This is a genomic window from Mesorhizobium sp. RCAM 05099, assembly GCF_059683685.1.
Map to the genome: position 1 here is coordinate 3,976,624 of NZ_CM185035.1, position 13,470 is coordinate 3,990,093.

At 62.0% G+C, this 13,470-nt stretch carries 13 protein-coding genes, 1 tRNA gene and 1 pseudogene; 7 read left to right on the top strand and 8 right to left on the bottom strand.

What is annotated here, in order from left to right; all coding sequences use genetic code 11:
- Positions 1-91 precede the first annotated feature (91 nt).
- A complete protein-coding gene (locus AC56QQ_RS19540) occupies positions 92-790 on the top strand; it encodes a CBS domain-containing protein (RefSeq protein ID WP_497123056.1) in 699 nt (232 codons plus the stop codon).
- 56 nt (positions 791-846) lie between these two features.
- On the opposite strand, the gene AC56QQ_RS19545 is transcribed toward AC56QQ_RS19540, so the two are convergent.
- The 3 genes from AC56QQ_RS19545 to AC56QQ_RS19555 all read right to left on the bottom strand — a co-directional run bounded on the left by AC56QQ_RS19545 (position 847) and on the right by AC56QQ_RS19555 (position 2,639).
- On the bottom strand, positions 847-1,182 hold the full coding sequence (locus AC56QQ_RS19545; RefSeq protein WP_497123057.1) for a DUF6455 family protein: 336 nt from the start codon (positions 1,180-1,182) through the stop codon (positions 847-849).
- A 98-nt stretch (positions 1,183-1,280) separates the two neighbouring features.
- The gene (locus tag AC56QQ_RS19550; protein WP_497123058.1) at positions 1,281-1,739 is read right to left on the bottom strand and encodes an NUDIX hydrolase; all 459 of its coding nucleotides are present in this window, start codon (positions 1,737-1,739) and stop codon (positions 1,281-1,283) included.
- Positions 1,740-1,826: 87 nt separating this feature from the next.
- Positions 1,827-2,639, bottom strand: a complete 813-nt coding sequence (locus AC56QQ_RS19555) for a universal stress protein (protein ID WP_497123059.1) — start codon at positions 2,637-2,639, stop codon at positions 1,827-1,829.
- A gap of 734 nt (positions 2,640-3,373) precedes the next feature.
- Here AC56QQ_RS19555 and AC56QQ_RS19560 point away from each other — a divergent pair.
- The 4 genes and pseudogenes from AC56QQ_RS19560 (at position 3,374) to AC56QQ_RS19575 (ending at position 6,889) form a co-directional block, all read left to right on the top strand.
- Positions 3,374-4,888: a PAS domain S-box protein gene (locus AC56QQ_RS19560; protein ID WP_489863420.1), complete on the top strand. Its 1,515-nt coding sequence runs from the start codon at positions 3,374-3,376 to the stop codon at positions 4,886-4,888.
- Positions 4,878-5,492 (top strand): response regulator FixJ, encoded by a 615-nt coding sequence (fixJ, locus tag AC56QQ_RS19565; RefSeq protein ID WP_489861201.1) that lies wholly within the window; start codon positions 4,878-4,880, stop codon positions 5,490-5,492. The genes AC56QQ_RS19560 and fixJ overlap by 11 nt, the downstream gene beginning before the upstream one ends.
- A gap of 323 nt (positions 5,493-5,815) precedes the next feature.
- Positions 5,816-5,941: pseudogene (locus tag AC56QQ_RS19570) on the top strand (pyridoxamine 5'-phosphate oxidase family protein); the annotation flags it as partial.
- Positions 5,942-6,241: 300 nt separating this feature from the next.
- Positions 6,242-6,889, top strand: a complete 648-nt coding sequence (locus AC56QQ_RS19575; RefSeq protein ID WP_497123060.1) for a helix-turn-helix domain-containing protein — start codon at positions 6,242-6,244, stop codon at positions 6,887-6,889.
- Positions 6,890-7,031: 142 nt separating this feature from the next.
- Here AC56QQ_RS19575 and AC56QQ_RS19580 read toward each other — a convergent pair.
- A tRNA-Tyr gene (locus tag AC56QQ_RS19580) sits at positions 7,032-7,116 on the bottom strand.
- 198 nt (positions 7,117-7,314) lie between these two features.
- On the opposite strand from AC56QQ_RS19580, the gene AC56QQ_RS19585 reads away from it, so the two are divergent.
- Positions 7,315-8,163 carry a TrmH family RNA methyltransferase gene (locus tag AC56QQ_RS19585; RefSeq protein WP_497123061.1) on the top strand — a complete coding sequence of 283 codons (849 nt, stop codon included), beginning with the start codon at positions 7,315-7,317 and terminating at the stop codon, positions 8,161-8,163.
- 122 nt (positions 8,164-8,285) lie between these two features.
- Here the strand turns inward: AC56QQ_RS19585 and AC56QQ_RS19590 are convergent, their stop codons facing one another.
- The 3 genes from AC56QQ_RS19590 to gcl all read right to left on the bottom strand — a co-directional run bounded on the left by AC56QQ_RS19590 (position 8,286) and on the right by gcl (position 12,002).
- Entirely contained in the window at positions 8,286-9,203 is a 918-nt protein-coding gene (locus AC56QQ_RS19590) for a 2-hydroxy-3-oxopropionate reductase (protein ID WP_497123062.1), read from the bottom strand.
- 195 nt (positions 9,204-9,398) lie between these two features.
- Positions 9,399-10,196 carry a hydroxypyruvate isomerase gene (hyi, locus tag AC56QQ_RS19595; protein WP_497123063.1) on the bottom strand — a complete coding sequence of 266 codons (798 nt, stop codon included), beginning with the start codon at positions 10,194-10,196 and terminating at the stop codon, positions 9,399-9,401.
- Positions 10,197-10,220: 24 nt separating this feature from the next.
- Positions 10,221-12,002 carry a glyoxylate carboligase gene (gene gcl, locus AC56QQ_RS19600; protein WP_497123064.1) on the bottom strand — a complete coding sequence of 594 codons (1,782 nt, stop codon included), beginning with the start codon at positions 12,000-12,002 and terminating at the stop codon, positions 10,221-10,223.
- A gap of 212 nt (positions 12,003-12,214) precedes the next feature.
- Between gcl and bhcR the strand changes: the two genes are divergently transcribed.
- Positions 12,215-13,036 carry an HTH-type transcriptional regulator BhcR gene (gene bhcR, locus AC56QQ_RS19605; protein ID WP_489861194.1) on the top strand — a complete coding sequence of 274 codons (822 nt, stop codon included), beginning with the start codon at positions 12,215-12,217 and terminating at the stop codon, positions 13,034-13,036.
- Here the strand turns inward: bhcR and AC56QQ_RS19610 are convergent, their stop codons facing one another.
- The gene (locus AC56QQ_RS19610) at positions 13,037-13,396 is read right to left on the bottom strand and encodes a hypothetical protein (protein WP_489861193.1); all 360 of its coding nucleotides are present in this window, start codon (positions 13,394-13,396) and stop codon (positions 13,037-13,039) included.
- Between the last annotated feature and the right edge of the window lie 74 nt (positions 13,397-13,470).

A 13,470-nucleotide genomic window follows, 5' to 3' on the forward strand; every position in this document is an offset into this window, starting at 1 on the left:
ACGCTGCCCTTCGCCGAAAATGATTCAGATCAAGGCATGCCGCGGCCATCATGCCGATAAATGGCAAGAACACGCGTTTGAGGAGGCATCCATGCAAGCCGAAACCATAATGACCGCGCCAGTGGTCGGAATAGCACCGTCCGCATCTGTCGCCGACGCGGCTCAGTTGATGCTCTCGAACAGGATCAGTGGCCTGCCCGTCATCCGCGGCGACGGCACGTTGGTTGGAATGGTCAGCGAAGGCGATTTCCTGCGCCGTGGAGAACTCGGCACTGAGCGCAAGCGTTCGCGTTGGCTGGAATTTCTCGTCAGTCCCGGAAAAGCCGCTGATGAATACGTCCGAGCCAACGGGCGACAGGTCGAAGAGGTGATGTCCGATGATGTCGTCACGGCGACCCGCGACGCTTCGCTGGCAGAGATCGTGGAACTGATGGCGCGTCACCGCATCAAACGCGTGCCGATCGTCGAAGCCGGCAGGGTTGTCGGCATCGTTGCCCGCTCCGACCTTCTTAGGGCATTGCTTCTCCCGCAGTCAGCCGTGGCCCCGATGTCCGTCGACGACGAACAGATCCGCCAGACTATCCTGGCCGAACTCGCTGCCCAGAAATGGGCTGTCAAGGACATGATAAATGTCACCGTCGACAAGGGCGTGGTGACACTGAGCGGCGCCATCTTCGATGAACGCGAGCGCCAGGCAGCAATTGTCGCGGCGGAAAACGCTGCCGGCGTCAAAGCCGTCAAGGATGATCTGTTCTGCGCCGACCCTCTGTCCGTCATTCTGGTTTCGTAGCGCCTGAAGCCAGCACCACGATCTTGTCGACGCGAACGGTGTGTTCGCTCGGCGCTCTAACGTTCGCCGGCCGCATGTTGCAGCCGTGCGATCAAGTCACGGTTGCGGCAATAATCCGGCGGGTTATCGGCTTGCTGATGTTCGTCGAGCCAAATCGAGCATTCGCCCTGATGGCCGCAGGAGCGGCAGCGATCCACTGCCCGACTCGTGACGGCTATATGGTCCGGCACCATTTTCAATTGCTTGTCGACGCCCAGCTTGCGCATCATGCGGTCCATCAAGGCGGTCCTGGTATCAACCGAAATCAGGTAGTCGAGAAAGCTCATGTCGGTCACTCCTGCCTTTCTGGCATCATTGCCAAGCTGGCGACCCACGACATTGATCTCGGTCAACAGGCGGAGCCGTTGCCAAGTCCGAGCGGTGAAGCGATGGATTGAAGCTCCCAAGCCGTCAAAACAGGAAGACTTTCAAGTCCAAGCCATGCCGCTGGCTAGATGGACGCCACAAGCCGGTCGAGGAAGGACCGCTGGCCGGCAAGCATCTTTTCCCGAGCCTGGGCAAGATCCAGCCACTCACCACGATCGATCTCGGGAAAGGACTGCACGCGGCCACTGCGCGGCGGCCATTCCATTTCGAACATGTTGCTGCGCAGCGTAGCGGTGTCGAAATCGCCTTCGACCGCGAAGGCCGTGATGAGCTTGCCTCCGCGCTGGCGCAACTCGCGCAAGGGAAGCAGCGGTGCCCCGCTGAGCTCCCAGCCGGTTTCCTCGGCGAATTCGCGACGCGCCGCTGCCTCGGGCTGTTCGTCATCGCCATACTCGCCCTTGGCGATGGACCACGCGCCGAGATCGCGGCTTTGCCAGAACGGGCCGCCCGGATGGACAAGCAGCACCTGTAGGCCGCTGTTCGACCTGCGATAGGGCAGGATGCCCGCGCTTTTCTTGGCCATGACTTCACGCCCTCGCCATACAGCCTGTCACCTGGGGGCAGGCTGAACAGGTCGTCCGCCGCGTAGCGCTCTCGGTCGCCGTGGGCATCAATACGACATGAAGCGGTTGATGCCGCTTTCCTCAATCAGCGAGCGCGTGACGCCGCCGAACGCCCATTCCCGCAGACGGCTATGACCATAGGCACCGGAGACGATCAGGTCCGCATGGATCGACCGCGCAAATGTCAGCAACTGATCGCCGTCAGCCTCGCCGGCGATCGATTCGGTTCGTGCCATGATACCGTGATGTTCGAGAAAGACTGCGACATCGGCGAGGCTGTCGCGAATGCCTTCGTCGCGGTCGGTATCGATTGTGGCAACGACGACTTCGTTGGCCTTGGCCAGAAAAGGCAGGGCATCTGCTATCGCCCGCCGCGCTTCCCTGGTGTCCTTCCAGGCAACCAGCACGGTTTTTGCCATGACATGCTCGACATTGCTCGCGGCAACCAGAACCGGTCGGCCTGCACCGAGCACGAGGCTGCCGACATCCACTGCTCGAAAGACATTTTCCCCTTTCTCGCTGCCGGTAACGATAAGATCGGCCACACGGGCCGAAACGCTCAGAAAACGAGTCGGGCTGGAAACGGATTGCCCCCATTCGCTGAAGATCGATGCGGGAACCAGCCTCTCGAATTCGGCTCGCAATTCGGCAAGCCGCTTTTCGATTTCCGTGCGCTGGATCTGCATGATCTCCCCTTCGTAGACCATCCCGTTGCCTGTCGCGACCAGGGGCGGAACATCCGCAGCCGCCAGGCCGATGAGACGGGCGCCAAACCGCTCCGCAAGCTCGATCCCCAATTTCACCGTCGCTGCAGGAGGTGCATCCACGGCAAGATTCACGATGATTGACTTGTAGGACATGATGGGCGCCTCTCGTTGGACCGGTGGAATGCGAGGATGAAATGCATCCACCGAAGCTCGATGCCTTGATGCGGGTCAAAAAGACTTTTTCTCAATTGCCGGTCCACTCGATCACGAGCCTCTGGCATGATCGGTTTTGCGTGGGCAGAGAGGGCGATGAATGATAACTAGGCCAAATTGCACGTCCCTACATCCAAGGACTTGATGTGAACGACAAGGAAACGCGCGTTTTGCCGACCGGTGAAACCATGCTGAAATCGGTGTCAGCGTTCGGTAACAGCGAGATCGGCAGGCTGATCATGTCTTATGACTGGTCAACTTCGCCGGTTGGCTCGATAGGGTCGTGGTCTCAGACGCTGATCAACACCGTCTGCACCATGCTCCCGGCCCGCACGCCGATAGCCCTGTTCTGGGGGCCCGACCTTGTGGCGCTCTACAACGATGCCTGTGCCTCATTGCTCGCCGGAAAGCATCCGCTGGCGCTCGGTGGCCCGGCGTCGGCAAATCGAGCAAAGCTGTGGGACGACCTCGAACCATCGCTTCACAAGGTACGCACCTCCGGCGAGACTGTCTTTGCGCATGCGAAGCCACTGCAGAGTGAACGGTACGGCATTGCCGAAGAGGTCTATTTCGACATCTCATACTCGCCGGTCATCGAGGTGGACGGCACGGTCGGTGGGGTGCTGTGCATTCTGAGCGAAGTCACCGACCGAGTTCGCGGCGAGCAGCGGACCATGGCCGAGCATGACCGGCTGGCCCTGATGTTCGAGCAGGCCCCGGGGTTCATGACGTTGATGCGCGAGCCGGGTCATGTCTTCGAGTTGACCAATGCCGCCTACCAACGGCTGATTGGCGGTCGGCAAGTGATTGGGAAGTCGGTGCGCGAAGCCCTGCCCGAACTCGAGGGCCAGGGTTTCTACGAACTGCTCGACCAGGTGTATGAAACCGGCGAGCCGTACAGAGGTCGGGCAGTGAAAGTCGCGCTTCGCAAGAAGGATGGCGAATCTGTCGAAGAGCGCATTCTCGATTTCGTCTATCAGCCGATCAAGGCCGACGACGGCCGTATCGCGGCAATCTTTGTCGAGGGCACCGACGTCAGCGAACTTTCCTTCGCAAACGCTGCCCTTCAGTTGCGCGAAGATCACTTGCGTTCGATCCTGGCGACCGTGCCCGATGCCATGGTCGTCATCGACGAAAAGGGCCGGATCCAATCCTTCAGCACCGCGGCCGAAACCCTGTTTGGCTATCAGTCGAGCGAAGCCATCGGTCAAAACGTCAACATCTTGATGCCGGCGCCCTATCATGGCGAGCATGACGCGTATCTCCACCGCTACCTGACGACGGGCGAGCGCCGGATCATCGGGCTCGGCCGCACGGTGACAGGGATGCGCAAGGATGGCTCGACCTTTCCGATGGAGCTTTCCGTCGGCGAAATGCATCCGGGTACCGGCCGGTTCTTTACCGGCTTTTGCCGCGACCTGACCGAACGCCACAGGGCGGAAGCAAGGATACAGGAGCAGCAGCAGGAGTTGCTGCACATGGCGCGGTTTACCGCGCTTGGCGAAATGGCCTCGACATTGGCGCATGAGATCAACCAGCCTCTCACCGCCATCACGAACTACCTCAAAGGCAGTCGCCGACTGCTCGAGAAAAGCACGGAAGAGAATGCGCCCATGCTGCGCGAGGCTGTCGAAAAGGCAGCCGAGCAGGCGTTGCGGGCCGGAGATGTCATCCGACACCTCAGGGACTTCGTCGCGAGAGGCGAGAGCGAGCGTCAGGTCGAACGCTTGCCGACGCTGATCGAAGAGGCCTCGTCGCTGGCCCTGGTCGGCGCAAGAGAGATAAATGTCCGTGTCAGCTACAAGCTCGACCCGCTGGCCGAACTGGTCTTGACCGACCGCATCCAGATTCAGCAGGTTCTGCTCAATCTGATGCGCAACGCGGTGGAAGCCATGCAAGGTGCGCCACGCCGCGAATTGCACGTCATCACCGTCGCCCGGGATGACGGGATGGCCGAGGTCAGCGTGATCGATACAGGCACAGGGCTTGCGCCAGAGGTCGCGGCCCAGCTTTTCCAGCCATTTGTCACCACCAAGAAGCAGGGCATGGGTGTCGGTCTCTCGATTTGCCGTACTATCGTCGAATCGCATGGCGGCCATATCTGGGCGGAGGCCGCCCCTGGCGGAGGGACCGCTTTCCGCTTCACCTTGCGCATCGTTGAAAAGGGAGAGGTCGCCAATGACCGCTAATGATCTTGTGCACGTGGTCGACGACGACGTCGACGTCCGCAAGTCGCTTGGTTTTCTCCTTGCGACGGCCGACTTTGCCGTGCGCCTGCATGAATCGGCGACAGCCTTCCTGGCTACCGCGACAGGCGATCTCGATGGCTGTATCGTGACCGATGTGCGCATGCCCGGCATTGACGGCATCGAGTTCCTGCGCCAGCTCAGAGCCCGCGGGCAGGCGATCCCCGTCATTGTCATGACGGGTCATGCCGATGTGGCGCTGGCCGTTCAGGCGATGAAGGAAGGGGCGTCCGATTTCATCGAGAAACCGTTCGACGATCAGGTTTTGATCGATGCGATCCGCTCAGCGTTGGACAACCGCAACCAGGTCGGCGCAACGCACCCACAATCAGCGGAAATCCATGGGCGCATGGCGTCGCTCTCTGAGCGGGAGCGGCAAGTGCTGGACGGGCTGGTGTCGGGTCTGCCGAACAAGACGATCGCCTATGATTTGGGCATCAGTCCGCGCACGGTCGAGATTCATCGCGCCAATGTCATGAGTAAGATGGGCGCGGGCAGCCTGTCGCATCTCGTGCGCATGGCGCTGATCGTGGAATCCAGACCCTAGGAAGCGTCACCCAGGGACTTGCCGCCGTCTGTCGGCATTGCCTTCGACTCCCAGTAGCGCCAATGGGTCGGGCGGATGTCGACGCGAACGCCAGTCGCGGCGTTCGTCCAACCCTGCCGCCCCTTTATGCAGGGAAATACGAGCGCATGTTCGCCGTCCTCGTCCAAGACGGCGAGTTCAAGGTCGCGACCAAACGGAGCGCTTAGGATTGGTTTCCACATCGCCATATGATGCGCGGAAGCGCCAACTTCCGCCTTGATTTGAATCATATTCCGGCAAAGCAACGCGCCATCGAACTGGCAGTGGTGCGCTCCACCGGCCAACGCCGGCGCGACTGGTGGGAACATGGCGCACTCAAGCCGGCCATTCCCCTGGTTGCCGACAGCGTCCCGCACGTCTTCTTTCGGATATCGATCGAGCAGGTGTCCGGACGCGAAGCGAGCGCGTGAGCCGCGGCGGCGACACCGACAGCATGCTGGCGAAGCACGTCGGCGACTGAACGGTTCGAGTTCGGCAACCGATCGACCGCGACCTTGACACCATGCAGGGCGGCTCCAGCGTCAACCGCGCCCTGGATGGGACCGGCCGATTGCCGCGCCGTTCGATGTCCCGTTCGCCCATGATTTAGGCGATCGTTATCTGCCCGCCAAAGAACTGGTCCTAGGTAGTTTCCCGTAGGGACATAACCGAATTTCGTCACCCACGGATTCGCGCGATTGCTGTGTCGCGGATCAACCGGGAAAACAGCCATGCACACCTACACGACCTCCAGAATTCCCCTGCCGTCACGGTCCCCCCAGCCGACCCTGCCAGAGGCTTTCGAGCCCGCGCTGCTGCAGCCGCTGAGCTTCTTTCCCGCCGGCGCGGAAATCTATGCCCAGGGCGAGAAGGCCGGGCCCTTCTACCAGGTCGAGTTCGGCGCCGTCCGCATCTACCGCCTGCTCGCCGATGGCCGTCGCCAGATCAGCGCCTTTCACCTGGCCGGAGAGACATTCGGCTTCGAGGCCGACAGCACGCATCATTTCTTCGCCGAGGCAATCAACGCCACCGGCATCCGCGTCTTTCGCTTCGCCACGGGTGCGGACATCTCGCGTCAGGTGCTGCCGCTGGCGCTCAAAGGACTGACCAGGGCGCAGGAACACCTGTTGGTCCTCGGTCGCCAGAATGCCATCGAACGCGTCGCCGCCTTCCTCCTCGACATGGCCGAGCGGCAGGGCGGATTGCAGCCGATCGAGCTGCCGATGTCGCGCATGGACATCGGCGACTATCTCGGCCTCACCATCGAGACCGTGTCGCGGGTGCTGACCCGGCTGAAGGACAAGGGCGTGATCCGCCTCACCAGCCTGCGCAGCATCGAAATCGTCAAGCACGAAGCGCTTCAAGATATGAGCGAATGAGACTGGACCTGATGATCTACAGGAGTGCCACGGACTGGAGACGGTGACTAGTAGCGCCGTCGATCCGCCCCTCAGGATTTCTTTCCGGGGCAAGCGTCCGCTTCCATACCCGCCTCGCGTTTCAGGGCTTCCGGGCCGGCAGTGGTGGAGAGGGTTGGATTCGAACCAACGTAAGCTAAGCTAACGGATTTACAGTCCGTCCCCTTTAACCACTCGGGCACCTCTCCAGTCTGCCGCCGGAGCCATGCAACGAGGCATTCGCGCCAATTCGGACCCGAGTTGTATCTTCTCCGAAACCAGCGAAGCGCCTTATGGCGGCAAGGCCAGTGGGTGTCAACCGCGCAGCCAGGGTTTTTCAACCTTGTTCGCCGGCTGCGGCGACGGGCCATATCCTTAGCCGTAGGAGACGGCTATAGAAGCCGGTCATGAGCAACAACGCCAACACCCCAAAAGACACTCATTACGCCAAGCTTCGCCGCGCTTATCGCGACGAGAAAAGCGGCGGCGCACCGGCCTTCCGGCCACGCCAGCCCGTGCCGCCGGGCGAAAACGCCGCGGACGGCCTGGTGCGACTCTACGGCCTGCACACCGTGCGGGCGGCACTCGACAATCCGCGCCGCAAGATCAGGAAGATGCTGGTGACGCGCAATGCGGCCGAGCGCCTGGAGATAACCGATCTCGCCGCCCTGCCCTTCAAGGCGGAACTGGTCGAGCCCAGGGATATCGACAAGGTCACCGGCTCGGACGCCGTGCATCAGGGCGTGCTGATCGAAGCAGAGCCGCTGAAGCCCAAGCGACTTGATGCACTTGGGGATGCAAAGCTGGTTCTGGTGCTCGACCAGGTCACCGATCCGCACAATGTCGGCGCCATCCTGCGTTCGGCGGTCGCCTTCGGCGCCGGCGCGCTGATCACCACCGCGCGCCACAGCCCACAGGAATCGGGCGTGCTGGCAAAATCCGCCTCTGGTGCGCTGGAGCATATCGACCAGATCGAGGTGAAGAACCTAGCCGATGCGCTCGGGCAATTGCACGAGGCCGGCTTCCGCACCATCGGGCTTGATTCGGATGGCCCTGCGGAACTCGAAAAAAGCTTTGCCGGAGAAAAAATCGCCCTGGTACTGGGCGCCGAGGGCAAAGGCCTGCGCCAGAAGACGCGTGAGACGGTAACGATCTTGGCGCGGCTCGACATGCCGGGCGCCATCCACTCACTCAACGTATCGAACGCCGCGGCGATCAGCCTCTATGTAGCGCGAGCATTCCTGAAGCGCGGCTAAAGCGGCAACCCGCTTGCCGAGAAGCATCTCCAGACGAGAAACGGGTTCCGGCGACGCAGGAACCCGTTCTCCGACAGGGAAAGAGTTGGCGGCTTGGGAACGTTGCGCCGCCTTCTCCTGACCTATGCCGCTTTGCCTTTGACTTCGGCTGCGTCGCCGCCGACCTCGAAATTGGCCATCCGCTCCAGCGCGCGAACCAGCGCGGAGTGATCCTCCTTCGCACCGCCATTGGCGGCGCAGGAATTGAACAGCTGCTGGGTGGTCGAGGTGTTCGGCAACGACACGCCGAGCGCTTTCGCACCCTCCAGCGCGAGGTTGAGATCCTTCTGGTGCAGTTCGATGCGGAAGCCCGGCGCGAAGGTGCGCTTGACCATGCGCTCGCCATGCACTTCGAGAATGCGCGAGGCCGCCAGCCCGCCCATCAGCGCCTGCCTGACCTTGGCTGGGTCGGCACCGGCTTTCGACGCAAAAACAAGAGCTTCGGCGACGGCTTCAATGGTGAGTGCAACGATGATCTGGTTGGCCACCTTGGTGGTCTGGCCAACACCGTTCGGTCCGACCAGGGTGATGTTCTTGCCCATCTTCTCGAAGATGGGTTTGGCGCGCTCGAACGCCCTTTCCTCGCCGCCAACCATGATGGTCAGCGATGCCGCCTTGGCGCCCACTTCACCGCCCGAGACCGGCGCGTCGAGATAGTCGCAGCCCAGCTCATTGATTCTCCCAGCGAAAACCTTGGTCTCGATCGGCGAGATCGAACTCATGTCGATGACCAGTTTGCCCTTGGACAGGCCGGACGCGACGCCGTTCTCGCCGAACAGCACATCGGCCACCTGCGGTGTGTCGGGCACCATGGTGATGATGATATCAGCCGCCTTCGCCACGGCGGCATGGCCGGCGACCGACTTCAGGCCCTTGGCAACGAGATCAGCCGGCGGCTTGGAGCGGTGATCGCTGGCGATGACCTTATAGCCCGCGTCCAGCAAATGCCCCGCCATCGGCGCGCCCATGATGCCGAGGCCGATGAAGCCGATGGTTTCCATTGTGGTTCTCCCGAAAATCTTTGTTCGAATGTTCTTCGACGTTGGCGCTGCCCCTCATCCGCCTGCCGGCACCTTCTCCCCGTATAGTGAGGGGAGAAGGGAGATGGCCGCATCGCTGGCGCCACCCTCTCCCCGTTCTTCACGGGGAGAGGGTAAGGGTGAGGGGCAGCGCCAGCGCTTGGCAATTCGCGCCAGCTACGCCGCCGCGCTGCCCTGCCCGGCCAGATCCCGGAACCAACCCAGCCCGGCCTCGGTGCCCGCCTTCGGCTTGTACTCCGCTCCGACCCAGCCGGAGTAACCGATGCGGTCTATGTGATCGTAGAGGAAGGGATAGTTGATCTCGCCCGTCCCCGGCTCGTGACGGCCGGGATTGTCCGCAAGCTGGATATGCGCGATGCGGCCGAGGTTTGCCTCGATGGTACGGGCGAGATCCCCCTCCATGATCTGCATGTGATAGATGTCGTATTGCAGGAACAGGTTCTTTGACCCGACACGGTCGATGAGCGCCAAGGCCTGATCCGAATAGTTGAGGAAGAAGCCCGGAATATCGCGGGTGTTGATCGGCTCGATCAGCAGCCTGATGCCGGCCTGCTCCAGCTTCCCCGCCGCGAAGGCGAGGTTTTCGGCAAAGACATCCTCAAGCACCTTGCGGTCGACACCCGCCGGCGCGATGCCGGCCAGGCAGTTGACCTGCTGGCAGCCGAGCGCCTGCGCGTAGGTGATCGCCTTGGCGATGCCCTGGCGGAATTCCGGCACGCGATCCGGCAGCACGGCGATGCCGCGCTCGCCCTTGCCCCAGTCGCCGGCGGGCAGATTGAACAGCACCTGCGTCAGGCCGTTCTTCTTCAACCGCGCGGCGACGACATCGGGCGCGTGATCATACGGGCCGATATATTCGACGCCCTTGAAGCCGGCGCGGGCGGCGGCATCGAAACGGTCGAGGAAGTCATGCTCGCCAAAGAGCATGGAAAGATTGGCTGAAAACCGTGGCATAGTGCAATTTCCTCACAAAATGAATCAGTCGAGCATGACGATCGACGTCGGCGCATCTTCGTGGCTTTCGGCAAGTTCCTCGAATTCGGTGACCTTGTCGATCTCGGTGCCCATGGAGATGTTGGTGACGCGTTCGAGGATGAATTCGAGCACGACCGGAACCTGGTGCTCTTTCATCAGCCGCTGCGCCTCCTTGAAGGCGGCGGCGAATTCCTCGGGCTTGCGCACCCTGACCGCCTTGCAGCCCATGGCTTCGGCCACCGCAACGTGGTCGACGCCATATCCGGCTTCGGGATCGCCGGCGCGGTTGATGTTCTCGAAGGCGAGGCTGACCTCGAAATCCATCGAGAAGCCGCGCTGCGCCTGGCGGATCAGGCCGAGATAGGCATTGTTCACGACGACATGGAGATAGGGCAGCTTGTGCTGCGCACCGACCGCCAGTTCCTCGATCATGAACTGGAAATCATAATCGCCCGACAGCGCCACGATGGTGCGGTCGGGATCGGCGGCGCGAACGCCAAGCGCCGCCGGCAAGGTCCAGCCAAGCGGGCCGGCCTGGCCGCAATTGATCCAATTACGCGGCTTGTAGACATGCAGGAACTGCGCGCCGGCGATCTGCGACAGGCCAATGGTGGTGACATAGGTGACATCGCGGCCAAACGCCTTGTTCATCTCCTCGTAGACACGCTGCGGCTTCAGCGGCACCTGGTCGAAATGTGTCTTGCGCTTCATGGTCTTCTTGCGACCCTGGCATTCCTTCGCCCAGCCGGACCAGTCGCGCAGCTTGCCGGCCGTCTTCCACTCGGTGGCGACGTCGAGCAGCATCTTCAGCGCCGCACCCGCATCCGAAACGACGCCGAGGTCCGGCGCGAAGACACGGCCGATCTGCGTGGGCTCGATGTCGACATGGATGAACTTCTTGCCCTTGGTGTAGACGTCGACAGAGCCGGTGTGGCGATTGGCCCAGCGGTTGCCGATGCCGAAGACGAAATCGGCTTCCAGCATCGTCGCATTGCCATAGCGATGCGACGTCTGCAGCCCGCACATGCCGGCCATCAGCCTGTGATCGTCGGGGATCGCGCCCCAGCCCATCAAGGTCGGAATGACCGGCACGCCTGAGATTTCGGCGAATTCGATGAGCAGATCCGACGCATCGGCATTGATGATGCCGCCCCCGGCGACGATCAGCGGCTTTTCGGCCGCGTTGAGCATCGCCAGAGCCTTTTCGGCCTGCGCGCGCGTCATCGCCGGCTTGAACGGCGTCAGCGGCTCATAGGCGTCGATGTCGAACTCGATTTCGGCCAGTTGGACATCGACCGGCAGGTCGATCAGGACCGGCCCCGGCCGCGACGAGCGCATCAGATGGAACGCCTTCTGCAGCGCCATCGGCACCAGATAGGGTTCCATGACGGTGACCGCCCATTTGGCGACGGGCGAAGCGATGGCGGCGATGTCGACGGCCTGGAAATCCTCCTTGTTCAGCCGCGCGCGTGGCGCCTGGCCGGTGATGCACAGGATCGGAATCGAATCCGCCGCGGCCGAGTAAAGCCCGGTGATCATGTCGGTGCCGGCCGGGCCCGAGGTGCCGATGCAGAGCCCGATATTGCCTGATTTGGCGCGGGTGTAGCCTTCGGCCATGTGCGAGGCGCCCTCGACATGACGGGCAAGGACATGGCGGATCGTGCCCCTCGCCTTCAGCGCCGAGTAGAGCGGATTGATCGCCGCGCCCGGCACGCCGAACGCGCAGGAAATACCTTCCTTTTCGAGAACGAGAACCGCGGCATCGACAGCGCGCATCCTGGCCATTTTCCGGCCCTCCACAGGGTTTGTCATTGTTGGATGGCCGATGATGTCAGCAAGCCGGCTATTTTTCAATTTTTTCAGAATATTTTTTCATTTCTAGAAAACGACAGTTAATATCTGATTTCATTGTGTTTTCTGTTTTCCAAGAATTCGACCTCTCTTCGAGTGGAAAACTTTTTCATTGCGTGTTTGGCGAGATCAGCCAGAATGACGGCATGGAAACGACCGAGAAACGCCAGCGCGGCCGTCCACGCGCCTTCAACGGGCCTTCCGAGGCCAATTCAGTGCAGTCGCTCGATCGGGCCCTGCGCATCCTGGCCATTGTCGCCGAGGGCAGCGGCCTTTCCTTGAGCGAGATTGCCGCGCAGAGCGGCCTCGCCGCCTCCACCGCCTACCGCATGCTGACGACGCTGCAAAACCACGGCATGGTTGAATTCGATACAAGCGACCAGCTGTGGTCGATCGGCGTCGAGACCTACCGCATGGGCGCGGCGTTCCTGCGCCGCCGCAAGCTGGTCGACCGCGCCCGCATCGTCATGCAGGAACTGATGGAGAGGACCGGCGAGACCGCCAATCTCGGCGTCGCCGAGGATGATTGCGTGGTGTTTGTCAGCCAGGTCGAGACGCACCAGGCGATCCGCGCCTTCTTCCGGCCGGGCACGCGCAGCCCTTTCCATGCGTCCGGCATTGGCAAGGCAGTGCTGGCGCATCTCGAGCCGGAACGTGTCGGAACCATCCTGCGCAAGGCCGGGCTGCAGCGCTTCACCGACAAGACGCTTTCCGACATTTCCGCCCTTGCCCACGATTTGGCGACGATCAAGCTGCGCGGCTGGTCTGTGGATGATGAAGAGCGGCACCCAGGCATGCGCTGCGTGGCCGCCGCCATCTTCAATGAATTCGGCGAGCCGATCGGCGGCGTCTCGGTGTCGGGGCCGACCGTGCGGGTGACGCCGGAGCGGCTGGCCGAGATCGGGCCCATGGTGCGCAGCGCCGCCGCCGAAGTGACAAGGATGATCGGCGGCGTGCAAGCCGGCTGATCAAGCTGCCCCGGGCAGCGCGCTCTTGGTCGCAATATCGAAGAAATCCAGCAGGATCGCCAGCCCTACTCCGCAGGCGGTCAGGATGATGCCGGCCATGAAGATGCGGTTGGCACGCTCGTAGATCTGCCGGCGCAGCGAATCCACGTTGAGCAGCAGCGACAGCGCCCGCATCTGCAGGGCGATGCCGACCAGGATCGGCAGGACGGCGACAAGATGGTAGGTCTGCCATGGTATCGGGTTGGCCGCCCAATGCGTGACGAAGCCCAGCGAGAACGCCAGCAGGATGCCGACGGTGGTTACCGTGCCATTGCGGAAAACCGGCTCGATCAGGTCTTCCTTCGGGTCCTGATTGTCCAAGCCACCCTCCGTGTTGGCCATCGGAATAGACTAGACGCTCCGAAAATCGCTGTATAGCGCCGCTACATGGGATT